The organism is Micromonospora sp. WMMA1947, from assembly GCF_027497355.1.
GTDB lineage: Bacteria > Actinomycetota > Actinomycetes > Mycobacteriales > Micromonosporaceae > Micromonospora.
The window spans coordinates 3,162,800-3,185,830 of the sequence record NZ_CP114909.1 but is presented as its reverse complement, the minus strand read 5'-3'; the positions used below and the strand labels follow the sequence as shown (position 1 = coordinate 3,185,830).

21 protein-coding genes and 1 pseudogene are annotated in these 23,031 nt (G+C 73.1%); 15 read left to right on the top strand and 7 right to left on the bottom strand.

Annotated features, from left to right (window positions below; all coding sequences use genetic code 11):
• Positions 1 to 44: 44 nt before the first annotated feature.
• Positions 45 to 722 (top strand): SDR family NAD(P)-dependent oxidoreductase, encoded by a 678-nt coding sequence (locus O7604_RS15220; RefSeq protein ID WP_269704442.1) that lies wholly within the window; start codon positions 45 to 47, stop codon positions 720 to 722.
• Here O7604_RS15220 and O7604_RS15215 read toward each other — a convergent pair.
• Positions 707 to 1,432, bottom strand: coding sequence for a dTMP kinase (locus tag O7604_RS15215; protein ID WP_281576937.1), 726 nt, complete (start codon positions 1,430 to 1,432; stop codon positions 707 to 709). The two genes, O7604_RS15220 and O7604_RS15215, sit on opposite strands and share 16 nt — an antisense overlap.
• 149 nt (positions 1,433 to 1,581) lie before the next feature.
• Here O7604_RS15215 and O7604_RS15210 point away from each other — a divergent pair, with 149 nt between their 5' ends.
• From O7604_RS15210 to O7604_RS15190, 5 genes and pseudogenes are all read left to right on the top strand, one after another.
• Positions 1,582 to 2,163, top strand: coding sequence for a nucleotidyltransferase (locus O7604_RS15210; protein WP_269704440.1), 582 nt, complete (start codon positions 1,582 to 1,584; stop codon positions 2,161 to 2,163).
• A gap of 56 nt (positions 2,164 to 2,219) precedes the next feature.
• Positions 2,220 to 2,429, top strand: coding sequence for a hypothetical protein (locus tag O7604_RS15205; protein ID WP_269707014.1), 210 nt, complete (start codon positions 2,220 to 2,222; stop codon positions 2,427 to 2,429).
• A gap of 10 nt (positions 2,430 to 2,439) precedes the next feature.
• A pseudogene (locus O7604_RS15200) lies at positions 2,440 to 3,220 on the top strand (metallophosphoesterase).
• Positions 3,211 to 3,357 (top strand): GPGG-motif small membrane protein, encoded by a 147-nt coding sequence (locus O7604_RS15195; protein ID WP_013288160.1) that lies wholly within the window; start codon positions 3,211 to 3,213, stop codon positions 3,355 to 3,357. The pseudogene O7604_RS15200 and the gene O7604_RS15195 overlap by 10 nt, the downstream one beginning before the upstream one ends.
• A gap of 146 nt (positions 3,358 to 3,503) precedes the next feature.
• Complete coding sequence (locus O7604_RS15190; protein WP_269704439.1) at positions 3,504 to 4,001, top strand: TspO/MBR family protein; 498 nt, start codon at positions 3,504 to 3,506, stop codon at positions 3,999 to 4,001.
• A 63-nt stretch (positions 4,002 to 4,064) separates the two neighbouring features.
• On the opposite strand, the gene O7604_RS15185 is transcribed toward O7604_RS15190, so the two are convergent.
• A complete protein-coding gene (locus O7604_RS15185) occupies positions 4,065 to 4,841 on the bottom strand; it encodes a M23 family metallopeptidase (RefSeq protein ID WP_174533812.1) in 777 nt (258 codons plus the stop codon).
• Positions 4,842 to 5,078: 237 nt separating this feature from the next.
• Between O7604_RS15185 and O7604_RS15180 the strand changes: the two genes are divergently transcribed.
• The 5 genes from O7604_RS15180 to O7604_RS15160 all read left to right on the top strand — a co-directional run bounded on the left by O7604_RS15180 (position 5,079) and on the right by O7604_RS15160 (position 11,315).
• A complete protein-coding gene (locus O7604_RS15180) occupies positions 5,079 to 6,419 on the top strand; it encodes an ABC transporter substrate-binding protein (protein WP_281576936.1) in 1,341 nt (446 codons plus the stop codon).
• Positions 6,420 to 6,491: 72 nt separating this feature from the next.
• Positions 6,492 to 7,538, top strand: coding sequence for a sugar ABC transporter permease (locus tag O7604_RS15175; protein WP_269704437.1), 1,047 nt, complete (start codon positions 6,492 to 6,494; stop codon positions 7,536 to 7,538).
• A gap of 1 nt (position 7,539) precedes the next feature.
• The gene (locus O7604_RS15170) at positions 7,540 to 8,499 is read left to right on the top strand and encodes a carbohydrate ABC transporter permease (RefSeq protein WP_269704436.1); all 960 of its coding nucleotides are present in this window, start codon (positions 7,540 to 7,542) and stop codon (positions 8,497 to 8,499) included.
• A gap of 60 nt (positions 8,500 to 8,559) precedes the next feature.
• Positions 8,560 to 9,630: a LacI family DNA-binding transcriptional regulator gene (locus O7604_RS15165; RefSeq protein WP_269704435.1), complete on the top strand. Its 1,071-nt coding sequence runs from the start codon at positions 8,560 to 8,562 to the stop codon at positions 9,628 to 9,630.
• A 41-nt stretch (positions 9,631 to 9,671) separates the two neighbouring features.
• Positions 9,672 to 11,315 (top strand): alpha-amylase family glycosyl hydrolase, encoded by a 1,644-nt coding sequence (locus tag O7604_RS15160; protein WP_269707013.1) that lies wholly within the window; start codon positions 9,672 to 9,674, stop codon positions 11,313 to 11,315.
• A 58-nt stretch (positions 11,316 to 11,373) separates the two neighbouring features.
• Here the strand turns inward: O7604_RS15160 and O7604_RS15155 are convergent, their stop codons facing one another.
• From O7604_RS15155 to xylA, 3 genes are all read right to left on the bottom strand, one after another.
• Positions 11,374 to 12,807 (bottom strand): MFS transporter, encoded by a 1,434-nt coding sequence (locus tag O7604_RS15155; protein ID WP_281576935.1) that lies wholly within the window; start codon positions 12,805 to 12,807, stop codon positions 11,374 to 11,376.
• A 109-nt stretch (positions 12,808 to 12,916) separates the two neighbouring features.
• Complete coding sequence (gene xylB, locus O7604_RS15150) at positions 12,917 to 14,338, bottom strand: xylulokinase (RefSeq protein WP_281576934.1); 1,422 nt, start codon at positions 14,336 to 14,338, stop codon at positions 12,917 to 12,919.
• 11 nt (positions 14,339 to 14,349) lie between these two features.
• Positions 14,350 to 15,537: a xylose isomerase gene (gene xylA, locus O7604_RS15145; protein ID WP_281576933.1), complete on the bottom strand. Its 1,188-nt coding sequence runs from the start codon at positions 15,535 to 15,537 to the stop codon at positions 14,350 to 14,352.
• Positions 15,538 to 15,590: 53 nt separating this feature from the next.
• On the opposite strand from xylA, the gene O7604_RS15140 reads away from it, so the two are divergent.
• From O7604_RS15140 to O7604_RS15130, 3 genes are all read left to right on the top strand, one after another.
• Positions 15,591 to 16,850 (top strand): ROK family protein, encoded by a 1,260-nt coding sequence (locus O7604_RS15140; RefSeq protein ID WP_281576932.1) that lies wholly within the window; start codon positions 15,591 to 15,593, stop codon positions 16,848 to 16,850.
• A gap of 132 nt (positions 16,851 to 16,982) precedes the next feature.
• A complete protein-coding gene (locus O7604_RS15135) occupies positions 16,983 to 18,650 on the top strand; it encodes a PP2C family protein-serine/threonine phosphatase (RefSeq protein ID WP_281576931.1) in 1,668 nt (555 codons plus the stop codon).
• Positions 18,647 to 19,648, top strand: a complete 1,002-nt coding sequence (locus O7604_RS15130) for a cobalamin-dependent protein (RefSeq protein WP_281576930.1) — start codon at positions 18,647 to 18,649, stop codon at positions 19,646 to 19,648. Before O7604_RS15135 ends, O7604_RS15130 begins: the two co-directional genes overlap by 4 nt.
• Position 19,649: 1 nt before the next feature.
• Here the strand turns inward: O7604_RS15130 and O7604_RS15125 are convergent, their stop codons facing one another.
• Positions 19,650 to 20,204 carry a MarR family transcriptional regulator gene (locus O7604_RS15125; RefSeq protein WP_269704428.1) on the bottom strand — a complete coding sequence of 185 codons (555 nt, stop codon included), beginning with the start codon at positions 20,202 to 20,204 and terminating at the stop codon, positions 19,650 to 19,652.
• A 56-nt stretch (positions 20,205 to 20,260) separates the two neighbouring features.
• Here O7604_RS15125 and O7604_RS15120 point away from each other — a divergent pair, with 56 nt between their 5' ends.
• A complete protein-coding gene (locus tag O7604_RS15120) occupies positions 20,261 to 21,391 on the top strand; it encodes a PP2C family protein-serine/threonine phosphatase (RefSeq protein ID WP_269704427.1) in 1,131 nt (376 codons plus the stop codon).
• A 9-nt stretch (positions 21,392 to 21,400) separates the two neighbouring features.
• Here the strand turns inward: O7604_RS15120 and O7604_RS15115 are convergent, their stop codons facing one another.
• Positions 21,401 to 22,882: a sugar transferase gene (locus tag O7604_RS15115; RefSeq protein ID WP_269704426.1), complete on the bottom strand. Its 1,482-nt coding sequence runs from the start codon at positions 22,880 to 22,882 to the stop codon at positions 21,401 to 21,403.
• Positions 22,883 to 23,031 lie beyond the last annotated feature (149 nt).

Below are 23,031 nucleotides of genomic sequence, written 5' to 3'. Positions count from 1 at the left end.
CGGCCCACCGGCCCGTCGGCGGGGCGGTTGGCTAGCGTGTGTCCATGACGGAACGCACGGTGCTGGTGACCGGAGGCACAGGTGGGCTCGGCGGCGCGGTCACCGCCGCCTTCCTCGACGCCGGCTGGCGGGTGGTCGTACCCCAGCGGGAGCCCGGGACGGACGACGGCCCGGTCCGGGTCGTGGCCGACCTGCTGACCCCCGACGGGGCCGCGCGGGCGGTCGAGGCGGCGACCGCCGAGCCGGCCGCGCCGCTGCGCGCGGTGGTCAACCTCGTCGGCGGGTACGCCGCCGGCGGCCTGGTGCACGAGACACCGGTCGAGGACTTCGAGCGGATGCTGCGGCTCAACCTGCGCCCGACGTACCTGGTCACCCGGGCGGCGCTGCCGCACCTCGTGGCGTCCGGCGACGGCGCGGTGGTATGCGTCTCCGCCCGGGCGGCGGTCTCGCCGTTCCCGGGCGCCTCCGGCTACGTCACCGCCAAGGCCGCGGTGCGGGCGTTCGCCGAGACGGTGGCGGTCGAGTACCGGCAGCGCGGCGTGCGGTGCAACACGGTGCTGCCGAGCGTCATCGACACCCCGGCCAACCGTGCCGCCCAGCCCGACGCGGACCACGGACGCTGGGTGCCGCCGGCCGAGATCGCCGCGGTCATCCGCTTCCTGGCCTCCCCCGAGTCCGCGCCCACGAGCGGCGCGAGCATCCCGGTCTACGGACGGGCCTGAACCGGCACCGGCCCGTCCCGCCCGCCGAGCGGGCGCGGCGGGCCGGCCGGCGCCGGGCCGGGACCGGTGGACGGGTCGTCGGGCAGCCACTCGCTCAGGTGCGCCCGGATCCGGCGGGCCACCTCCTCCGGCGGGCCGTTGCCGTCCACCACCACGAAGCCGGCGTACTCCGGCAGCGCCCGGTAGGCGTCGGCCGCGGCGGTCAGCCACGCCATGCTCTCGTGGTCGGTGCCGCGCCGTTCGATCCGGCGGTACGCCTCGGCGGGGTCGACGGTGAGCAGGAACGTCACCCGGGGAGCCGGAAAGATCCGGTACCCGGCCCGGGCCAGCCGCTCCCACCGTTGCCCGCCGTGCGCCCGGATGCTGGCGTACTGGCAGGCCGACCACCTGTCCATCACCGCGGTCCGGCCGGTCACCAGGCAGCTGAGCAGCGCGAGCGCGATGGCCAGCCACCGCAGCACCGACTCGACGACGAGCAGGCCGCCGCGCCCGACGAGCCGCTGCGCGTCCGGACGGCCGACCCGCTGCGCGACGCGGCCGAGCCAGCGGCGGCCACCGGCGTTGCGGTGGTAGGTCGCGGGAAGGCCGGCGGCGGTGAGCGCCTGGGCGAGCCGGTGTGCCTGGGTGGTCTTGCCTGAGCCGTCGATTCCGATCAGGGCGACGGCACGCAGTCGGGCCCTGCCCCGCCGCGTCCGCAGTGAGCTGGCCACCCTCCCGAGGTTATCCGACCGACGCTCACCCGGCCCCTGTGTCGCTTTCCTGCCCTGACGGGCCGATCGCGCCGCAACAGGTGTGACCGGAGCGTCCGCCGGGTACGCATCGTGGTCCCACCCCCCACATGACGACGAGGGAGCCGCAGATGGCCGAGCGCGGGGACGAGACCCTGGTGCACACGCTGAAGAAGGTCGCCGCCGTGCTCAAACAGTCCGAGATCCCGTTCGCGCTCGGTGGCAGCTTCGCGGTGTACGCCCACGGCGGCCACTCCAGCGACCACGACGTGGACTTCCTGCTCCGCGAGGCGGACGTCGACAGGGCGCTGGAGGCGCTGGTCGAGGCCGGCTTCACCGCCGAGCGCCCGCCGGAGGACTGGCTGGTGAAGGTCTACGACGAGGACCGGATGGTGGACCTGATCCACCGGCCGGTGGAGACGCCGGTGACCGAGGAGACGTTCGCCGACACGATCGTGCGCCCGGTCGACGCGATCCAGATGCCGGTGCTCTCGGCCAGCCAACTCATGGTGCACAAGCTGCTCAGCTTCTCGCAGCACTACTGCGACTTCGCCCGGGCCCTGCCGCTGGCCCGCTCGCTGCGGGAACAGATCGACTGGGAACGGGTACGGAAGGAGACGCAGCACTCGCCGTACGCGGAGGCGTTCCTGGTGCTGCTCGACCGGCTGGACGTGCTGCCCGGCGGCGCGCCCGGCGGAAGGGAGACCCTGTGACCGGACTGTCCGGCGACGTTCCCCCCGACGAGTACGTCGAGGCGGAGATCCAGAGCATGCTGACCGAGGACCCGACGGTGGCCGAGCAGGGCATCACCGTGGTGCGGCGGGAGAACGGGCTGGTGCTCTACGGCGAGGTGGAGAGCCCGCACCGGCGGGAGGAGATCCTGCGCCGGGTGGCCGAGCGCTTCCCGGACACGCCCGTGACCAGCGACATCGGGGTGATCCGCACGCAGGCGCCCACCCAGGTCGAGGAGTTGCCGTGAGGGAGGTTCGATGGTGATCCGGATCGCCGCCGTGGGTGACGTGCATCTGGACCAGGACGTGGTGGGCCGGTTCCGCCCGGCGCTGGAGGAGTTGCCCGGCTGCGCCGACGTGCTGCTGCTCGCCGGTGACCTGACCCGGCACGGCACCGAGGCCGAGGCGCGGTGCGTGGCCCAGGAGTTCGGCGGCCTCGGCGTACCGGTGATCACCGTGCTCGGCAACCACGACCACCAGTGCGACGAGGTGCCGCAGGTGGTGAAGGTGCTCCAGGACGCCGGGATCACGGTGCTGGAGGGCACCGGCACCGTGCTGGACACCCCCGGCGGGCGGCTCGGGGTGGCAGGCGTAAAGGGGTTCGGCGGCGGGTTCGCCGGGCGGTGCGCCAGCGACTTCGGCGAGCCGGAGATGAAGGCGTTCGTACGGACCACCCGGGAGAGCGCCGACGCGCTCGCCGACGCGCTGCTCTCGCTGGAGTGCGACGCCCTCGTCGCGCTCACCCACTACTCCCCCGTGCCCGACACGCTCGCCGGCGAGCCGCTGGAGATCTACCCGCTCCTCGGCAGCTACCAGCTCGGCCAGGCGATCGACTCCGCACCCACCGCACTGGCGCTGCACGGGCACGCCCACCACGGCACCGAGCGCGGCACCACGCCGGGCGGCGTACGGGTCCGCAACGTGGCCCACCCGGTGATCAAGCAGGCGTACAGCGTCTTCCACCTCGGCGGTGATCAGCTCGACTGACCGGGAGGTTTCCCGTATCGGGCGGCCGGGTATTCAGCCGACATGGAGCTGATTCTCTGGATTCTCGCAGTCGTACTGGTGGTCGCCGGAATTCTCGCCCTGTTCCGCCGGCAGATCCTCTGGGGCATCGTCCTCATCGTCGTCGGCCTGCTGGTCGGCCCGGGCGGCGTCAGCATCTTCAACACGTAACAGCGGTTCTCGTACCCGCCGGGGTCGCCGGGCCCGGGCGTTCCGTCCTGCCGGACCGGAACGTCCGGGCCGGGTGACCCCGGCTTTTCTCGCGCCCGGGTCCGGCGGGGCGTTTGCCGCAGCGGTGGAGCGGAAACATCTCGACCATGGAGATGTCGCAGAGTGTCGCCCGGCGCACCACCGGAGCCCGCCAGTGGTGGGCGCTGCTCGGCTTCGGCGCCGCCACCTTCGTCGCCGCCGCGATCGGCGGGCTGGGTGTGCAGGGCACCTCCGCCGAGTACCAGAGCCTGGAGCAGCCCGCCTGGGCGCCGCCCTCGTGGCTGTTCGGCCCGGTCTGGACCGTGCTCTACGCGCTCATCGCGATCGCCGGCTGGCTGGTCTGGCGCCGGGCCGGGTTCGGCCCCGCGCTCTGGGCCTGGGTGGTGCAGCTCGTGCTGAACGCGATCTGGACCCCGCTGTTCTTCGGCGCCGGGGCGTACGGGCTGGCGTTCGCCGAGATCGTGCTGATGTGGCTGGCGATCGGGGTGACGGTGGCCCTGTTCCGGCGGATCTCCCGGCCGGCCACGCTGCTGATGCTGCCGTACTGGGCCTGGGTGACGTTCGCGTCCGCGCTGAACTTCGCGGTGTGGCGGCTGAACTCCTGACCGGTACGGGCGCGGGGGCCGCTCGCCCCCACGCCCGCCTCGTTCAGCCGCGGGCCGCCGGGTTCAGCAGCGGGGTACGCCGGGGATGTAGCCGTCGTAGCCGGTGTAGACGTAGGCGTCGGAGATGAACCGGCCGGAGCCGATCCGGTCCCAGATCGAGCTGGTGCCGTACGTGCCGCTGACGCTGGTGCCGCTGGTCTGGCACTGGATGGTCACCTTCGCCCCGTCGGCAACCGTGCCGACCGAGCTGTAGCCGGTGCCGGGGCCGGAGCGGACCGTCAGGGGGGAGCCGGCCGTGTTGACGGTGCCCTCGCCGGTGTTCGTCCCGCCGCAGCCGTTGTCGCTGGTGTAGGTCTTCGTGCCCCAGTAGAGCGCCTGGACACCGTTGAACTTGATCTTCACGGAGCTGCCGTCGATGCGCTGCTCGTAGTGCAGGTGCGGGCCGGTGGAGCCGCCGGTCGTGCCGACGTACCCGATCACCCGGCCGTAGCCGACGGTCTGCCCGACCGAGACGTTGAAGGCGCTCAGGTGCGCGTAGTAGGTGGTGTGGCCGCCACCGTGGTTGATCCGGACGTACTTGCCGTAGCTGGTGTCGCCGAGGTTGGTGACCACGTCGACGGTGCCGGGTGCGCTGGCGACGACCGGGTCACCGGCGTCGTCGGTCCGGTTGAAGTCGATCGCGTTGGCCGGGCTGTGGTTGGTCCGGGTCTGGCCGGACCAGGACTGGTTGCAGGGGAACGGGACCTTGAACGTCGGCGCGGCCATCGCCGGCGCGGCCGGGACGAGGGTCGCCGCCAGGACAGCCGCGGTCGCCCCGAGGGCGAGCCATCGCTTACGCATCCACTGCCTCCAATGTTGAAAGTCTTCAATACGATGGGGACATCGTGACAGAAAGTTCCGTTCCGGGGAAGATTCGTGGGAGCGCACCCAACCCCGCTGGCCAGGGTTTCGGGATTGTTACCGGGCCGTGTCCGGCCAGGGGTGGACCCGACGCGATGCAAGCGCTTACATGGGTGCACGACCATCGGACCGGCGCGGGTTCGATCCCCCCACGCGCCGGCAAGGAAGGAGATCGGCATGGCGTTTGCCAGATCGCGCCAGGCGCTCGCGGTCGCCGGCGTCCTGGGGCTGGCGCTCGGCGTCGCCGCCTGCGGCACCGGCAACGACAAGAAGAGCAGCAACGCGGGCTCGGCCGAGTGCGGCGCATACGAGAAGTACGAAGGTCACGACGGCAAGAAGGTGACCATCTACTCCTCGATCCGTGACATCGAGGACGAGCGCCTCCAGCAGTCCTGGAAGGAGTTCGAGGACTGCACCGGCATCGAGATCGACCACGAGGGCTCCGGCGAGTTCGAGGCCCAGCTGCCCGTGCGGGTGGACGGCGGCAACGCCCCCGACCTCGCCTTCATCCCGCAGCCGGGTCTGCTGAAGCGGTTCGTCGACTCCGGCAAGCTCAAGCCGGTCGGCGCCGACACCAAGGCGATGGCCGAGCAGAACTACTCCGCCGACTGGCTGAAGTACAGCACCGTCAACGGCCAGCTCTACGGCGCCCCGCTCGGCTCGAACGTGAAGTCCTTCGTGTGGTACTCGCCGAAGACCTTCAAGGAGAAGGGCTGGACCGTCCCCACCACGTGGGATGACATGATCAAGCTCTCCGACCAGATCGCGGCCAGCGGCACCAAGCCGTGGTGCGCGGGCATCGAGTCCGGTGACGCCACCGGCTGGCCGGCCACCGACTGGATCGAGGACGTGCTGCTGCGTACCGGCGGCCCGGACGTCTACGACAAGTGGACCACCCACGAGATCCCGTTCAACGACCCGCAGGTGGCCGACGCGCTCAACCGGGCCGGCACCATCCTGAAGAACGAGAAGTACGTCAACGGCGGCTTCGGCGGCGTGAAGAGCATCGCCACCACCTCGTTCCAGGAGGGCGGCACGCCGATCACCGCCGGCAAGTGCGCGCTGCACCGCCAGGCGTCCTTCTACGCCAACCAGTGGCCTGAGGGCACCAAGGTGGCCGAGGACGGCGACGTCTTCGCGTTCTACTTCCCGGCCATCGACCCGGCCAAGGGCAAGCCGGTGCTGGGCGGCGGCGAGTTCGTCGGCGCGTTCGCCGACCGTCCCGAGGTCCAGGCGGTGCAGACCTACCTGGCCTCCGGGGAGTACGCCAACAGCCGCGCCAAGATCGGCGACTGGGTGTCGGCCAACAAGAAGCTGGACATCAACAACGTCCCGAACCCGGTGGACAAGCTCTCCGTGGGCATCCTCCAGGACGAGAAGACGGTCTTCCGTTTCGACGGCTCGGACCTGATGCCGGCCGCGGTCGGCGCCGGCACCTTCTGGAAGGGCATGGTGGCCTGGATCAACGGCAAGGACACCACCGCCGTCCTGAACGACATCGAGGGCAGCTGGAAGTGATCTAGCAGGTGGCCCGGTCCGGTTCCCCCGGACCGGGCCACCTCTGCTAGCCGAACCCTTGAAGGAGGGTCGATGGAGTTCGACTTCGCGGCGGAACAGCCGAAGTTCCTCATGCTGATGTACGGGCTGATCGCTTTCGTCGCGGTGGTGGGCGGGCTGCTCCTGCTCCTCGACGTGGTGCCGTCGTACTTCGCCCGGCGCCGGGAGGCACAGCTGGTCGCGGCCTCGGCCAGCGGCGCGCCGCTGCCCCGCCGGCCCAAGCAGCGCGAGGGCGCGTTCGCGTTCTTCTTCCTGCTGCCGACGCTGCTGCTGCTCGCCGTCGGGCTGGTGGTCCCCGCCGTCCGCACCACGCTGCTCTCCTTCATGGACTCCGGCAGCAACAACTGGGTGGGCCTGGACAACTACCGCTGGATGTTCGCCGAGGACTCGATCGTCCGGGTCCTGATCAACACGCTGATCTGGGTGCTGCTGGTGCCGCTGGTGGCCACCGCGTTCGGCCTGATCTACGCCGTCCTCGTGGACAAGGCCCGGTTCGAGGCGGTGGCCAAGTCCCTGATCTTCCTGCCGATGGCGATCTCGTTCGTCGGCGCCTCCATCATCTGGAAGTTCGTCTACGCCTACCGGGGCGAGGGCGACCAGATCGGCCTGCTCAACCAGATCGTGGTGAGCCTCGGCGGCGAGCCGAAGCAGTGGCTGCTGGACTCGCCGCTGAACACGTTCCTGCTCATCGCGATCATGGTGTGGATCCAGGCCGGTTTCGCGATGGTGGTGCTCTCCGCCGCGATCAAGGCCATCCCGGCCGACATCGTCGAGGCGGCCCGGCTCGACGGCACCACCGCGTGGCAGATGTTCTGGCGGATCACCATTCCGAGCATCCGGCCGGCGCTGATCGTCGTGGTCGTCACGATCTCGATCGCCACGCTCAAGGTCTTCGACATCGTCCGGACCGCCACGAACGGCAACTACGACACGAACGTGATCGCGACCGAGATGTACAACCAGGCGTTCCGCTACCAGGAGAACGGTCAGGGTTCGGCGCTGGCGGTGTTCCTGTTCGTCCTGGTGATCCCGATCGTGATCTACCAGATCCGCAACCTGCGCAAGCAGCGGGAGGGCTGAGATGACCACCGCCACGCCCACCGTCGGAGTCGGCGCCCAGGCCACCGAGCCGACCACCCGGGGCGCCCGGGTGCGCAAGCGCCTGAACAGCCGTACCGCCACGCTCGTGTCGATCGTCATCGCGATGCTCTGGACGATCCCGACCTTCGGCCTGTTCATCTCCTCGCTCCGGCCGGAGAACGAGATCAAGACCACCGGGTGGTGGACGTTCTTCACCAACCCGCAGATCACGCTGGAGAACTACCAGGAGGTGCTGTTCAGCCGCGGCTCGTCCGGGCAGCTGGCCAGCTACTTCATCAACTCGCTGGCGATCACCATCCCCTCGGTGCTCTTCCCGCTCGCGTTCGCGTCGCTCGCCGCGTACGCGCTGGCGTGGATGAACTTCAAGGGGCGGGACTGGGTCTACATCGGCATCTTCGCGCTGCAGATCGTGCCGCTGCAGATGGCCCTGGTGCCGCTGCTGCGGTTCTTCTCCACCGGTGTCACAGTCGCCGGCGTGCAGATCATGCCCGCATGGGACCTGGTGGACGAGCAGAAGTTCGCCCAGGTGTGGTTCGCGCACACCTGCTTCGCGCTTCCGTTCGCCGTGTTCCTGCTGCACAACTTCATCTCGCAGCTCCCCGGCGACCTGATGGAGGCGGCCCGGGTCGACGGCGCCACCCACCCGAAGATCTTCCGCACCATCGTGCTGCCGCTGATCATGCCCGCGCTGGCCGCGTTCGGCATCTTCCAGTTCCTCTGGGTCTGGAACGACCTGCTGGTCGCGCTGATCTTCGCCGGTGGCGGCGACGAGACCGCCCCGATGACCGTCCGGCTCGCGGAACTGGCCGGTACCCGGGGCAACGAGTGGCAGCGGCTGACGGCCGGCGCGTTCGTGTCGATCGTCGTACCGCTGATCGTGTTCCTGTCCCTCCAGCGCTTCTTCGTGCGAGGTCTGCTCGCCGGCAGCGTCAAGGGTTGACCCGGCGTCCCGCCGCCGGCACGGCCGGCGGCGGGCCCGGGTCACAGCGGGGAGCCCACGATGACCAGAATTGACGACGTCGCCCGGCTGGCCGGAGTCTCCACGGCCACCGTCTCCCGGGCGCTGCGGGGCCTGCCGACGGTCTCGGCCGCGACCCGCCGCCGGGTGCTCGCCGCCGCCGAACAACTCCAGTACGCGGTGTCGCCCAGCGCCAGCCGGCTGGCCGGCGGCCGGACCGGCACGGTGGCGGTGGTGGTGCCCCGCATCACCAGATGGTTCTTCGGCACCGTGGTCGAGGCGGTCGAGGAGTTCCTCCAGGACAGCGGCTACGACCTGCTGCTCTACAACCTCGGCGGCCGCGAGCAGACCCGCCGGCGGGTCCTGCGCCCGGCGAGCCTGCACAAGCGGGTCGACGCGATCATCCTGGTCGCGACGCCGCTGCGCGCGGCCGACGTGCACGCGCTGACCAAGCTCGACCTGCCCGGCGTGACGATCAGCTCCGGCACGAAGGTGCCCGGGTGGCCCTGCGTCCGGATCGACGACGTGGCCGCCGCCCGGACCGCCACCCGCCACCTGCTCGACCTCGGCCACACCCGGATCGCGCACATCTCCGGCGACCCGGACGACGAACTGGCCTTCACCACCCACCTGGACCGGCGGCGCGGCTACCAGGAGGAGTTGCGGGCCGCCGGGCTGCGGCCCGACCCGAGCCTCGACGTCGAGTCGCGGTTCACCATCGACGGAGGCACCCGGGCCACCGCCGAACTGCTGGCCCGGGGCGAGCCGCCGACCGCCATCTTCGCCGCCTGCGACGAGATGGCGATGGGCGCGGTCACCGCGCTGCGCGACGCCGGGCTGCGGGTACCGCAGGACGTGAGCGTGATGGGCATCGACGACCACGACCTGGCCGGCGTGCTCGGGCTCTCGACGATCGCCCAGCCGGCCGCCGAGCAGGGGCTGCTCGCCGCCCGCATCCTGCTCGACCCGCTGGGCGTACGGGCCGCCGCGCCGTACCCCGGCCCGGTGCCCGCCCCGCGCGGCGCCGACACCGACGATCCGACGCCGCCCCCGGTGATCCTGCCCACTCGCCTGGTGGTGCGCGAATCGACCGCGCCACCCCGGGCACACTAAAGAACTCGCTGGTCCCGCACCACCCAGACAGGAGTAAGGCGCTGAACACCGACGCGACGCAGCAGACCCCCGGCACCGGCTGGTGGACCGAGGCGGTGATCTACCAGGTCTACCCGCGCTCGTTCGCCGACTCCGACGGCGACGGCATCGGTGACCTGCCGGGCATCACGGCCCGGCTCGACCACCTCGCCGAGCTGGGAGTCGACGCGCTCTGGCTGTCCCCGTTCTACCCGTCCCCGCAGGCCGACGCCGGGTACGACGTGTCCGACTACCGCGACGTCGACCCGCTGTTCGGCACGCTCGCCGACGCCGACAAGCTGATCGCCGAGGCGAAGGCCCGCGGGCTGCGAGTGATCGTCGACCTGGTGCCCAACCACACCTCGTCCGCGCACCGCTGGTTCACCGCGGCCGTCGCCGCCGCGCCGGGCAGCCCGGAGCGGCAGCGCTACGTCATCCGCGACGGCAAGGGCCCGGACGGCACCGAGCCGCCGAACGACTGGGTGAGCGTGTTCGGCGGCCCCGCCTGGACCCGGCTGCCCGACGGGCAGTGGTACCTGCACCTGTTCGACTCCGGCCAGCCCGACCTCAACTGGGACAACCCGGAGGTGCGCGCGGAGTTCCTCGACGTGCTGCGCTTCTGGCTGGACCGCGGCGTCGACGGCTTCCGGGTGGACGTGGCGCACGGCCTGATTAAGCAGGCCGACCTCGCCGACTGGCAGGAGCCGCAGGAGATCCTCTCCGGCAGCGAGGTGGACAAGCCGCGCCCGCCGATGTGGGACCAGGACGGCGTGCACGAGATCTACCGGGAGTGGCGGCGGGTGCTCGACTCGTACCCCGGGGAGCGGATTCTCGTCGCCGAGGCGTGGGTGGAGCCGGCCGAGCGGCTGGCCCGGTACGTGCGCCCCGACGAGATGCACCAGGCGTTCAACTTCGAGTACCTGCTGGCCGCCTGGACCGCGCCGGCCCAGTACGCGGTGATCACCCGCTCGCTGGAGGCCACCGACTCCGTCGGCGCGCCCACCACCTGGGTGCTGTCCAACCACGACGTGGTCCGGCACGCCTCCCGGCTCGGACTGGGCACCGGCGGTGGCCGGGCCAACGGCGTCGGCGTGGACGACCCGCAGCCGGACGCCGCGCTGGGCCTGCGCCGGGCCCGGGCGGCCAGCCTGCTGATGCTCGCGCTGCCCGGCTCCGCCTACCTCTACCAGGGCGAGGAACTGGGGCTGCCGGAGCACACCACGCTGCCCGACGAGGCCCGGCAGGACCCGACCTGGGCGCGCAGCGGGCACACCGAGCGCGGCCGGGACGGCTGCCGGGTGCCGATCCCGTGGGAGGCCGACGCCCCGTCGTACGGCTTCGGGCCGACCGACGCGAGCTGGCTGCCCCAGCCGCCGGTGTGGGCCGAGTACGCACTGGACCGGCAGCGCGGCGTGCCCGGCTCGACGTACGAGCTGTACCGGACCGCGCTGCGGCTGCGCCGGGAGCACGCGCTGGCCCGAGGCCCGCTGCGGTTCCTGTCCTCCGGCGACGAGGTGCTCACGTTCACCAACGGCGACCTCACCGTGCTGACCAACTTCGGCACCGACCCGGCGCCGTTGCCGGCCGGAGCCGAGGTGCTGGTGTCGAGCGCGCCGCTGGACGGTGCCGCGGTCCCGACGGATGTCACCGTCTGGTTCCGGGTGTAAGGAAGGGCCCCCTATTAACGCCTCAGGTAGAGGAAGGGCCCCTTCTTGACACGCACCGTCAAGAAGGGGCCCTTCCTTCCTCCAAGCGGTCGGCGCGAGCGTGCAGCAGGTCGTGCACCTGCGCGATGTCCCGCGGCGACGTATGCGCGGCCAGCCAGTACATGATCCCGGTCGGGATGAAGAAGAGCTGGAACGCGGCCAGCCCGACCGCGTAGTTCAGCGGCGGCGGGAAGGCCGCTCGCAGCCCGGCGAACGCCACCCCCACCAGCCCGTTGCCCGCTGCCCGGCCGACGCCGTTCACGAGGTTGCCCAGGCTGTAGACGGTGCCGCGGTGCTCGGGCGGGTTGACGTCGGCGATCAGGGCGAACCAGTTCGGCGAGTTCGCCGAGGTCAGCGCCAGCGCCACCACGGCGGTGAGCAGGCTCAGCCCCACCGACGGCTCGGTCAGCACGCTGGACAGCACGGCCGTGACCACCGCGCCGGAGTCGGCGCCGTCGGGCACGTCGATACGGATCGGCACGAAGAACAGAACCAGGTAGAACGGGAGCGCCGCGAGGATGCCGACGGCCGCGACCATGGCCCGGCCACTCGGCGTACGCCGTTGCAGCGCGTCGCCCACCAGTCCGCCCACGATGGACAGGACGCCACCGAGCTGGAACAGGGTGGCGAAGACGCTGCCCACGACCACGGCCGTCGCAGGTGAGTAGCCCTGCGCCTCGGCCCGCTGGCTGAACAGCACCGGCAACCAGACCAGCGAGCCGAACGCGGCCTGGGCGGTGAGCCCTTGCAGGATCAGCCAGCGGTTGGTCCGGCGGGCCAGGATCCGGGGCAGGTCGGCGCGGCTGATCCGGTAGTCGTACTCGTTCCCGGCGTCGATCGCCCCGGCCAGCTCCGGTTCGCTCTGCCCGCGCCGGATGTCGTAGGTGAACAGGTACGCCACCGTGGCGGCCAGGCCCACGCCGGTCAGCAGCAGGAACGGCCGCCGCCAGTCGGTCGACCCGAGTACGCCGCCGAGCAGCGTCCCGGCCAGCGTCCCGACGCCCTGCGACAGCCCCCAGAAGCTCATCACCAGGCCCCGGCGGCGCGGTGAGATCAGGTCGGTGACCACGGAGAAACCGACCGAACCCACCGCGCCGAGCCCGACCGCGCCGACGAACTGCGCGATCAGGAACGTCGCGTACCCCCCGGCGAGCGCGCTGCCCCCGGTGCCCGCGGCCCAGAGCAGCGTGCCGACCATGAGCAGCGGCTTGCGGTTGGTGCGGTCCCCCACGTACGCCCAGCCCACCGCCGCCACCGCGCTGACCAGGAAGCTGACGGCGGTGACCAGGCCGAGCATCCGCTGGGGTACGTCGAGGGCGGTGGAGATCGGCCCGTACAGCGGGGGCACCAGGCCGATCGCCACGTTGTCCAGCGAGGCGAGCACCACGAAGACCACGACGCTGTAGATCCGGTGTGCCGCGTTCCCGCGCCGGGAGATCCTGGTGCCCGTCATGCAGGGCAGCCAATCAGGTGCGGGCCCGATCCGGGACACCGCCCCCGACCGGCGGGCGTGTTAAGAAGGGGCCCCTTCTCTACCGGAGGCGTTAAGAAGGGGCCCTTCCTTACCCCCGGGCGTGGGCGTAGCGCTCGCGGATGGCGGGGACCGCCTCGCCCGTGTACTCCTCGGTGTCGCCGATCGACCAGGCGGGCGGCGTGTCGCCACCGAGCGCCACCCAGGCGGCCTGCCGGGCCGCGCCGTCCGCCACGTACTCGCCCGGCGGTGGCACCACCACCGGACGGCCGAAGACCTGCGGCGCGATCCGGCGTACCGCGGCGGACCGGGCGCCGCCGCCGACCAGGATGATCCGGTCGGCGCGGGCGCCCTGCGCGATCAGCGCGTCCAGGCCGTCGGCCAGCCCGCAGAGCATGCCCTCGACGGCGGCCCGGGCCAGGTGCGCCGGGGTGGACGTCCGCAGCGTCAAGCCCTTGAGCTCGCCGGTGGCGTGCGGCCGGTCCGGCGTCCGCTCCCCTTCCAGGTACGGCACCAGCACCAGCCCGTCCGCGCCGGGCGGGGCGGACAGGGCCAGCTCGCCGAGCGTGTCGAGGTCGACGCCAAGCAGGGTCGCGGCGGCGTCGAGCACCCGGGCCGCGTTGAGCGTGCACACGAGTGGCAGGAACCGGCCGGTGGCGTCGGCGAACCCGGCCACCGCGCCGCTGGAGTCGGCGGCCGGGGTGTCCGCCACCGCGAACACGGTGCCGGAGGTGCCGATCGAGACGACCACGTCGCCCGGACCGGCTCCGGCGCCGAGCGCCGCGGCGGCGTTGTCCCCGGTGCCCGGCCCGAGGAGCACCGGGCCGGCCGCCGCGCCGTCGCCGAACACGGCCGGGTCGAGGTGCCCGGCCACCTCGGCCGGGCCGAGCACGACAGGCACCTCGGGGCGTCGGCCGAAGGCCCGCTCCAGCAGGTCCAGCCGGTACTCGCCGGTGCGCGGCGACCAGTAGCCGGTGCCGCTGGCGTCGCCCCGGTCGGTGCGCAGCGCGTCCAGTCCGGGAGCGCCGGCGAGCCGCCAGGTCAGCCAGTCGTGCGGCAGGCAGACGGCTGCCACCCGCTCGGCGTTGTCCGGCTCGTGCCGGGCCAGCCAGCGCAGCTTCGTCGCGGTGAAGCTGGCCACCGGCACCGCGCCGGTCGCCTCGGCCCAGAACCGGCGGCCGGTCTCCCCGCCGCCGGCCTCCTCGACCAGGTCCCGGGCCGCGTCGGCGGAACGGGTGTCGTTCCACAGCAGCGCCGGGCGGACCACCTCGCCGGAGGCGTCCAGGCAGACCATGCCGTGCTGCTGGCCGCCGACCGAGACGGCGGCCACGTCGGCCAGGCCGCCGGCCTCGGCGACCGCCGCCCGCAGGGCCTCCCACCAGGCGTACGGGTCGACCTCGGTGCCGGGCGGGTGCGGCGCGCGGCCCTGCCGGACCAGTTCGCCGGTCTCCGCGTCCCGGACGACCACCTTGCAGGACTGGGTCGACGAGTCGACCCCCGCAACGAGCGGCATGGCGGCCCGCCTCAGCGCGCGCCGAGCACGTGCTCGACGGCGAGCTGGTTGAGCCGGACGAAGCCGAAGCCCTTCGCCCCGGCCGAGTCCGGGTCGAACTCCTCGAACGCGGTCCGGTCGGCCAGCAGCTCGCGGTAGCCCTCGCCGGGGTTCAGCGTCGGCTTTGCCAGCTCGGCCACCCGGGCGGCGGCGAGCGCCTCGGCCACCTCCGGGTCGGCGCGGAACGCCGCGGCCCGCTCCTTGAGCAGCAGGTACGTCCGCATGTTCGCCTCGGCGGAGGCCCACACGCCGGTCATGTCCTCGGTGCGGGACGGCTTGTAGTCGAAGTGGCGCGGGCCGTCGTAGGCCGGGCCGCCGTTCGGGCCGCCGTGCTCCAGCAGGTCGACCAGGGCGAACGCGTTGAGCAGGTCGCCGTGGCCGAAGACCAGGTCCTGGTCGTACTTGATGCCCCGCTGGCCGTTGAGGTCGATGTGGAACAGCTTGCCCTGCCAGAGCGCCTGGGCGATGCCGTGGGCGAAGTTCAGCCCGGCCATCTGCTCGTGCCCGACCTCCGGGTTGAGCCCGACCATCTCCGGGCGGGCCAGGGTGGAGATGAAGCCCAGCGCGTGGCCGACGGTGGGCAGCAGGATGTCGCCGCGCGGCTCGTTCGGCTTGGGCTCCAGGGCGAAGCGCAGGTCGTAGCCGTTGTCGACGACGTACTCGCAGAGCAGGTCGACTGCTTCGCGGTAGCGGTCCAGCGCTGCCTGGACGTCCTTCGCGACGTCGTACTCGGCGCCCTCCCGGCCGCCCCACATGACGAACGTCTTCGCGCCCATCTCGGCGGCCAGGTCGATGTTGCGCAGCACCTTGCGCAGCGCGTAGCGGCGCACCTCGCGGTCGTTGCTGGTGAAGCCGCCGTCCTTGAAGACCGGGTGGTTGAACAGGTTGGTGGTGACCATCGGCACGACCAGGCCGGTCTCGTCGAGTGCCTTGCGGAACCGGCTGAGCCGGGCGTCGCGGGTGGCCGCGTCCGCGCCGAACGGGACCAGGTCGTCGTCGTGGAAGGTGATGCCGTACGCGCCCAGCTCGGCGAGCCGGTGCACCGCCTCGACGGCGTCCAGTTCGGGCCGGGTGGCGTCACCGAACGGGTCACGGGCCGGCCAGCCCACCGTCCAGAGGCCGAAGGAGAACTTGTCCGCGGGGGTGGGGCGGGGAGCCATGGCAGACCTCCAGGTGGTGGTGTCGTCCGCGATTTGTTCAGCGGTTGAATTAAATGGCGGCGATGTGGCAGTGTCAAGAGGTGACAAGCGCCAGCACCGCCGGGGCGGTCCGGCAGGGCAGCCTGCGCGAGTTGAACCTCGCGGTGGTGCTCCGGCGGATCGCCGCCGCCGATCGACCGCCCTCGCGCGCCGGGATCGCCGCCGACACCGGCCTCACCCGGGCCACCGTCTCCGCCGTGGTGGACGACCTGATCGCCGGGCGGCTGGTCGCCGAGGCGGAGCCGGAGCCGCGTACCGGGGCGGGCCGTCCCGCCCGCGGCCTGGTGCTCGCCTCCGACGGCCCGGCCGGGCTCGGCCTCGAGGTGAACGTCGACTACCTGGCGGCCTGCGTGGTCGACCTGACCGGCGCGGTCCGGCACCACCTGGTCCGCCGCGCCGACCTGCGCCCGGTCTCCCCCGCCGACGCGCTCGCCCGGCTCGCCGCGCTGGCCGCCGAGGCGCGCGCCGCCGCCGTACGCGACGGGCTGACACTGGCCGGCGCGGCGCTCGCCGTGCCGGGTCTGGTGGGCGACGGCGGCCTGGTCCGGCTCGCGCCGAACCTCGGCTGGCGGGACGTGGACGTGCCGGCCCTGCTCGCCGGGCACCCGCTGGCCGAGCCGGTCGACGGGGTGCCGCCGCTGGTGGTCGACAACGAGGCCAACCTGGCGGCGCTCGGCGAGCTGTACGCCGGCCCGGCCGGCCCGCGCAGCTTCCTGCACGTCACCGGCGAAATCGGCATCGGCGCCGGGATCGTGCTCGACGGCGCGCTGTACCGGGGCGCGCGTGGGTGGAGCGGAGAGATCGGTCACTTCCCGGTGCAGCCGCAGGGGCGGCCGTGCCGCTGCGGCGGCCAGGGCTGCCTGGAGCGGTACGCGGGTCAGGAGGCCATCCTGGCCGCCGCCGGGCTGCCCGGCGCGGAACTGCCGGCCGACACCGCCGCCACCCGGCTCGCCGACCTGGCCGAGGCCGGCGACCCGGCCACGCTGACCGCCCTGACCGACGCCGGCACCGCCCTCGGGGTGGCGGTGGCGGGCGTGGTGAACCTGCTGGATCTGGACACCGTGGTGCTCGGGGGCGGATACGCCCGGCTCGCGCCCTGGCTGCGGCCGACGGTGGAGGCGGAGGTCTCCCGGCGGGTGCTCACCGCCGCCTGGGCACCGGTGACGGTGCGCCCGGCAGTGCTCGGGGCGCAGTCCGCCGCGGTCGGCGGAGCCGGCTCGGTGGTCCGCCGGATCGTCGACCGGCCGGTGGGGTGGCTGGCCCGGGCCGGCTGACCCGGATGATCCTCGACGGGCATTCCGTGCCTGCGCTCGGTACGCTTGCCGCCAGGCAACGTGTCCGCCGAGCGAGGAGTGCACCGACAGCATGCGCAGGGGTCGACCGACCGAAGCGCCCGGCCACCGGAGGTGACCGCCGCGCGCCGGGGCGGTGTCGCGGGGCCGGTCAGCGGCGGTGGACACGCCTCGCGGAGACGACCCCGGCGGGTTGCCGGGGTCGCGCTACCGGCTGACGACCACCTGGCCCGCGAGCTGCTGGACGGGCTCGCCGAGGCGGTCGTGACAGTCGACCGCTCCGGGGTGGTGACACTCGTCAACGCGATGGCCGCCGACCTGCTCCCCGAGGTGTCGCCCGGCGTCGACCTGGCCGCGTGCCCGGTGCCCGCCCTGGCCGGCGCGGCGGCCGCTGGTTCGGACACGTTCGAGACCGAGCACCGCGGCCGGCGGCTGAACGGCCTGCGGCGGCCCCTGGCCGACGACCGCCACGCCTGGTACGTCCGGGACGTCACCGAGGAGCACGCGCGCACCGACGCGCTGCTCGCCGAACGGTCGCGCACCGCGTTCCTCGCCGAGGCGGGCAGTCGGCTCGGGCTGTCCCTGCACCGCGAGCAGACGCTGCGTACCGCGGTGACGCTGCCGGTGCCCTACCTGGCCGACGTCGCGGTGGTGGTGCACCGCCCGCCCCCGCCCGCCGAGGACGAGCCGCACTGGACCCGGTACGCCACCGGCGATCCCGGCCCGGTGACCGGCCTGGCCGCCTGGACGACCGTGGAATCCGTCCCCGGGCTGGTGGAGGCGCTCGACGGCGACCTCACCGAACCGAGCCCGTGGCTGGACGCCGAGCTGGCCGACCTGGCCGAGGTGCTGCCCGCCGGGTTCGGCCGCCCGGGCACCGTGCTGATCAGCCCGATGCCCAGCGCCGGTGGTCCGGCCGGCGCGCTGGTGCTGGCCCGCCGCCCGGAGCGACCCGGCTTCGACAAGCGGGAGATCGGCCTGGCCCGGGAGTTCGCGGGCCGGGCCGGCGCCGCGCTGGCCGCCGCGGACCTGTACGGCGAGCAGGCCCACCTGGCCCGGGTGCTCCAGAACAGCCTGCTGCCGCCGGAACTGCCCCGCCTGCCCGGGATGACGCTCGCCGGCGGTTATCGCGCCGCCGGGGACAGCCTGCGCATCGGCGGCGACTTCTACGACCTGTTCCCCACCGGCGACGGCGGCCTGTTCGCACTGGGCGACGTGTGCGGCAAGGGCGTCGGCGCAGCAGTGCTGACCGGCCGGGTCCGCCAGTCGCTGCAGACCCTGCGCCTGGTCGAGCAGCGCCCCCGGGAACTGCTGGAGCTGCTCAACCGGGCGCTGCTGGACGCCCCCGACGCGGCCCGCCGGGCCCAGTTCACCACGCTCCTGCTGGGCGCGCTGCGCCGCGAGCCGGACGGCGGGCTGCTGGTGCGGCTCGCCGGTGGCGGGCACCCGTCCCCGCTCGTCGTTCGCGCCGGCGGCGGGGTGGAGACGGTCCGGGTGGGCGGCATGCCGGTGGGCGCGCTCACCGACGCCCGGTTCGCCGACACCGAGGTACGGCTGGCGCCGGGTGACCTGATGCTGGCGTACACCGACGGGGTGACCGAGGCTCGCGGCGGCCCGACCGAGCCGGCCATGTTCGGCGACGCCCGGTTGCGTCAGGCGCTCGCCACCGGCGCCGGGCTCCCACCCGCCGCGCTCGTCGACCGGGTGCTCCAGCTCGTCGACGAGTGGCTGGACGGGCAACCCCACGACGACATCGCCATGCTCGCCGTGGCAGCCGGATGACACCGCCGCCGGACCGCCCCGGGGCCGGGCGCCGGATCGGGCCGGACACGCTCGCCGCGTACCTCGACCGCCTGGACGCCGCCGACCGGGCCGGCGCGATCGCGCTCGCACGCGGCCTGCTCGCCGACGGTTTCTCGGTCGCGGACGTCCTGGTCGACCTGGTCGCGGTGGCGCAGCGGGAGGTCGGCCTGCGCTGGCTCACCGGCTCCTGGAGCATCGCCCAGGAGCACGCCGCCACCCACGTCAGCGAGCAGGTGGTGGACGCGCTGGGTGCGACGACCGGTCCGCCCCGGCGCGGGCACGTGGTGATGGCGTGCGTCGAGGGCGAGTGGCACGCGCTGGCCGCCCGCATCGTCACCGAGGTGGTCCGGGCGGCGGGCTGGCGGGTGACGTTCCTCGGCGCCAGCGTGCCGGCCCGGCATCTGGTCTCCTATCTGCACCAGACCGGCCCGGACGCGGTGCTGCTGAGCTGTGTGCAGCCGAACCGGCTGGTCCGGGCGGCGCGGATGGTGGAGGCCAGCCGCGCGGCCGGGGTGCCGGTGCTCGCCGGTGGTCCCGGTTTCGGCCCGGACGGCCGGTGGGCCACCGTGATCGGCGCGGCGGGCTGGGGCGCCAGTGCCCGGGACGCGGTGGCGCTGCTGGAGCAGCCGTTGTCGGCCGCGCACACCGGCGCGCCGCCGCCCCCGCCGGACGACGCGTACGTGGCGGTGCTGCACCGGCGGCGTGAGCTGATCCGGCTGGCGCTGGCCGCGGTGGACCCGCCGCCCGAAAGCGCCGAGGACGTCGCCGCCGGCATCGCGCACCTGGTGGACGCGCTGATCGCGGCCGTGCGCGTGGACGACGACCGGCTGCTGCGCGACTTCGTCGGGTGGCAGGAGGAGGCGCTGACCTCCCGGGGCGGCCGGGCGCTGCTGGACGAGGTGCTCGGCGCGCTGGAACGGGCACTCACCGAACATCCCCGGGTGGTGGCCCGGTTGCGGGCCGCCCGTGAGGGCTGAGTCAGGCGGTACGGGCCACCGGAGGCTCGTCGGACGGCCGGGCGGGGTCGCCGATCCGTTCCCCGGAGGGTTGCAGCATCGGCCATCCGTCCGCCACCGTGGCCTCGCCGCGCCGGCCCACCTCGTCGAACTCGCGCATGCCGCGTACCAGCGCGGCCCGGCCCTCCGGGCTCATCCCGGCCAGGATCCGCTCCAGCCGGTGCCGCCGGTCCTCGCGCAGCTCGGCGAGCAGCCGGATGGCGGCGGGCGTGAGGTGCAGCGAGATCTCCCGCCGGTCGTAGCGGCCCGGCTCGCGTTCCAGCATCCCGGCCGCGACCAGCCGGTCGCACAGCCGGCTGGCGGAGGAGAGCAACATGTCGGTGAGCGTGGCGAGCCGGCGGAGGTTGATGCCGTCATACTGCTCGACGACCATGATCGCGCGTAGTTGGGCACTCGACAGCCGGCTGGTGGTGCGTTCCCGGGCCGCCTCCCAGACGGCGAGCAAGGTGCCTGCCGCCTCGTCCAGGGCGGCGGACGTACTCGTTTCAGGTCCCCGGGGACCGCGCTCTTCGGTCATGGTGGGCCCGAGACTACTCCCCGGATCTGCCCGGCGACCTGTGCAAAGGAGCAAAGATGAGCGGAGCGGAGGGACGCGCTCGCCGCGTCCTGACCGAGGCGCCGACGGATCTCATCGTGGACCGGCTCGCCGCCGAGCTGGCACGCACGTACGGCGTCACCCGCACCGAGCTCTACCAGGTCGACTACCGGCTCGCCGAGCTGCTGCCGCTGGGTGACGGCCCGTCGGTCACCGGCCCCGGCCACCCGGCCTGGCGCGCCTTCGACCACCAGGAGCCGGTGATCGCCGACGGCGTCGGCTGGTTCCCGGTGGGCATGCGCGGCGAACGCCGGGGCGTGCTCCAGGTCGCCCCGGTCCCCGCCGACCCGAACGCCTGCCGGGAGCTGGCCACCATCGCCACGGTGCTCGGGCACGAGCTGAGCGCGGTCATGGCGACCACCGACATCTACCGGACCGCCCGGCGCAGCCGGCGTCTCACGCTGGCCGCCGAGATGCAGTGGGAGCTGCTGCCGGGGCGCAGCCGGATCCGGCCGTCGTTCAGCCTGGCCGGGCAGCTGGAACCGGCGTACGCGGTGCGCGGGGACAGCTTCGACTGGTCCGACGACGGTCACCGGCTCTGGCTGGCGGTGCTGAACGGCTACGGCGAGGGGGTGGCCGCGGCGCTGCTCGCCTCGCTGGCCACGCACGCGCTGCGCAACGCGCGCCGGGCCGGGCTCGACCTGGCCGACCAGGCCGCCCTGGCCGACCAGGCGATCTACGCCCAGTACCGGGGCGAGCAGCACGTCTCCGTGCTCCTGATCGAACTGGACCTGGCCTCCGGCGAGATGACGGTGGTGGACGCCGGTTCGCCCCGGCTGCTGCGGCTGCGGGCCGGCCAGGTGACCGAGCAGGAGCTGGACAAGCAGTTCCCGCTCGGCATGTTCGAGAGCAGCGACTACCGCCCGCAGCGGTTCCGGCTGGAACGCGAGGACCGCCTGTTCGTGGTCAGCGACGGCGTGATCGAGGCCACCACCGAGCAGGTGCGGTACGGCGAGGTGGCGCTGGACCGGTTCCTGCGCCGGACCGGACCGATGGAACCGCTGGACGCGGTCCGGTCGCTGATCGGCGACCTGCGGGCGTTCGTCGCCGGTGACCTGGTGGACGACGCGGTGGTGGTGTGCCTGGACTGGCTGGGGCCGCAGCCCTGACCCGGCCCCTCAGTACGCGCCGCGGCTGTTGATCACCGCGCCGAACGTCTTCCAGAGGATGGTCAGGTCGGCGGCCAGCGACCAGTTCTCCACGTAGTACAGGTCGAGCCGGATGCCGTCCTCCCAGCTGAGGTCGGACCGGCCGCTGACCTGCCAGAGGCCGGTCATGCCGGGCTTGACCAGCAGGCGGCGGGCCACGTCGCCGTCGTAGCGGGCCACCTCGGACGGCAGCGGCGGGCGCGGGCCGACCAGGCTCATCTGGCCGAGCAGCACGTTGACGAGCTGGGGCAGCTCGTCCAGCGACCACTTGCGCAGCAGTCGGCCGACCCGGGTGACGCGCGGGTCGTCGCGCATCTTGAACATCAGGCCGTCGGTCTCGTTGCGCGCGGCCAGCTCGGCGAGCAGGGCGTCGGCGTTGACGACCATCGTGCGGAACTTGAAGACGCCGAACTCCTCGCCGCCCTGACCGACCCGGGTCTGCCGGAACAGCACCGGGCCACGGCTGTCGATCTTGATGGCGAGCGCGATCACGATCAGCAGCGGCGCCAGCACGAGCAGGGCGATCGACGAGATCGACCGGTCGACGAAGCCCTTCACCAGCTTGCGGGCACCCCGGAACTCGGGCGCCTCGACGTGGATCAACGGCAGCCCGGCGACCGGACGGGTGTGGATGCGGGGACCGGCCACGTCGGTGAGCGCCGGTGCCACCACCAGGTCGACGCCGGTGCCCTCCAGCTGCCAACCGAGGCGGCGCAGCCGGGTCGCGGTCAGCTCGCCCGAGGCGGTGACCGCCACCGTGTCGGCGCCGATCGCGGTGGCGGCCTCCGGGATGCCCCGGAAGCTGCCCACCACCGGCACGTCGCCCAGCCGCTGCGGCACCGGGGCGAGCAGCGCGTCCGGGATGCACGCGCCGACCACCTGATAGCCGGCGTACGGCTCCCGGCGCAGCGTGTGCACCAGCTCCAGCACATGCGCGGTGTCACCCACCACGAGCACCTTGCGGGACCAGCCGGCGCCCCGGTCGCGGGCCCGGTGCAGCCGCTTGCGGGCCGCGAACCGCGCCACCTCCAGCCCGATCGTGCCGACGGCGAAGGAGATCGCCAGGAAGCCCCGGGAGACGCCGACGTCGGCGATGTACCCGGCGATGGCGATGCCGCCGGCGAGTCGCATGCTCGCCGCGCTGACCCGCCGGTACTCGTCGGCGCCGTAGCCGAGCACCTGGTCGTCGTAGCACCGCATCGCCTTGAGCGAGACGAGCCAGACCAGCAGCAGCGCCGGGGCGACCACCACGTACGGGATCTCGGAACCGGTCGGCTCCTCGTCTCCGAACCGGGCCAGGTAACCGACCAGGATGGCCACCGCGAGCACGGCGGTGTCCAGCACCACCAGGACCCGGATGTAGGCCCGCTCCGCGGCTCGCGTCGTCTTGCCCGGGCGTTCACCACCGGGTCGCGACGACGTGGCAGGAGTCAACAGCGTCGCCGAGGTCACCGGCCCTCCCCACTTCGCTCAGGACCGCCTCGTCCCCGCCCGGCTCCGGTGTGGAGCCCGCGGTCGAGGCACCCGGTCATCATGCCTGGACAATTATGGTTACCGATTGATTCGGACGCATTACCGTCAGTTCTCATCCCGCGTCTTGA

What these genes read in the sequence shown, in the direction of transcription:
- O7604_RS15220 (WP_269704442.1), top strand. Translation starts at nt 45, where the DNA reads ATGACGGAACGCACGGTGCTGGTGACCGGAGGCACAGGTGGGCTCGGC.
- O7604_RS15210 (WP_269704440.1), top strand. Translation starts at nt 1,582, where the DNA reads ATGGCCGAGCGCGGGGACGAGACCCTGGTGCACACGCTGAAGAAGGTC.
- O7604_RS15205 (WP_269707014.1), top strand. Translation starts at nt 2,220, where the DNA reads ATGCTGACCGAGGACCCGACGGTGGCCGAGCAGGGCATCACCGTGGTG.
- O7604_RS15195 (WP_013288160.1), top strand. Translation starts at nt 3,211, where the DNA reads ATGGAGCTGATTCTCTGGATTCTCGCAGTCGTACTGGTGGTCGCCGGA.
- O7604_RS15190 (WP_269704439.1), top strand. Translation starts at nt 3,504, where the DNA reads ATGGAGATGTCGCAGAGTGTCGCCCGGCGCACCACCGGAGCCCGCCAG.
- O7604_RS15185 (WP_174533812.1), bottom strand. Translation starts at nt 4,841, where the DNA reads ATGCGTAAGCGATGGCTCGCCCTCGGGGCGACCGCGGCTGTCCTGGCG.
- O7604_RS15180 (WP_281576936.1), top strand. Translation starts at nt 5,079, where the DNA reads ATGGCGTTTGCCAGATCGCGCCAGGCGCTCGCGGTCGCCGGCGTCCTG.
- O7604_RS15175 (WP_269704437.1), top strand. Translation starts at nt 6,492, where the DNA reads ATGGAGTTCGACTTCGCGGCGGAACAGCCGAAGTTCCTCATGCTGATG.
- O7604_RS15170 (WP_269704436.1), top strand. Translation starts at nt 7,540, where the DNA reads ATGACCACCGCCACGCCCACCGTCGGAGTCGGCGCCCAGGCCACCGAG.
- O7604_RS15165 (WP_269704435.1), top strand. Translation starts at nt 8,560, where the DNA reads ATGACCAGAATTGACGACGTCGCCCGGCTGGCCGGAGTCTCCACGGCC.
- O7604_RS15155 (WP_281576935.1), bottom strand. Translation starts at nt 12,807, where the DNA reads ATGACGGGCACCAGGATCTCCCGGCGCGGGAACGCGGCACACCGGATC.
- xylB (WP_281576934.1), bottom strand. Translation starts at nt 14,338, where the DNA reads ATGCCGCTCGTTGCGGGGGTCGACTCGTCGACCCAGTCCTGCAAGGTG.
- xylA (WP_281576933.1), bottom strand. Translation starts at nt 15,537, where the DNA reads ATGGCTCCCCGCCCCACCCCCGCGGACAAGTTCTCCTTCGGCCTCTGG.
- O7604_RS15140 (WP_281576932.1), top strand. Translation starts at nt 15,591, where the DNA reads ATGGCGGCGATGTGGCAGTGTCAAGAGGTGACAAGCGCCAGCACCGCC.
- O7604_RS15130 (WP_281576930.1), top strand. Translation starts at nt 18,647, where the DNA reads ATGACACCGCCGCCGGACCGCCCCGGGGCCGGGCGCCGGATCGGGCCG.
- O7604_RS15125 (WP_269704428.1), bottom strand. Translation starts at nt 20,204, where the DNA reads ATGACCGAAGAGCGCGGTCCCCGGGGACCTGAAACGAGTACGTCCGCC.
- O7604_RS15120 (WP_269704427.1), top strand. Translation starts at nt 20,261, where the DNA reads ATGAGCGGAGCGGAGGGACGCGCTCGCCGCGTCCTGACCGAGGCGCCG.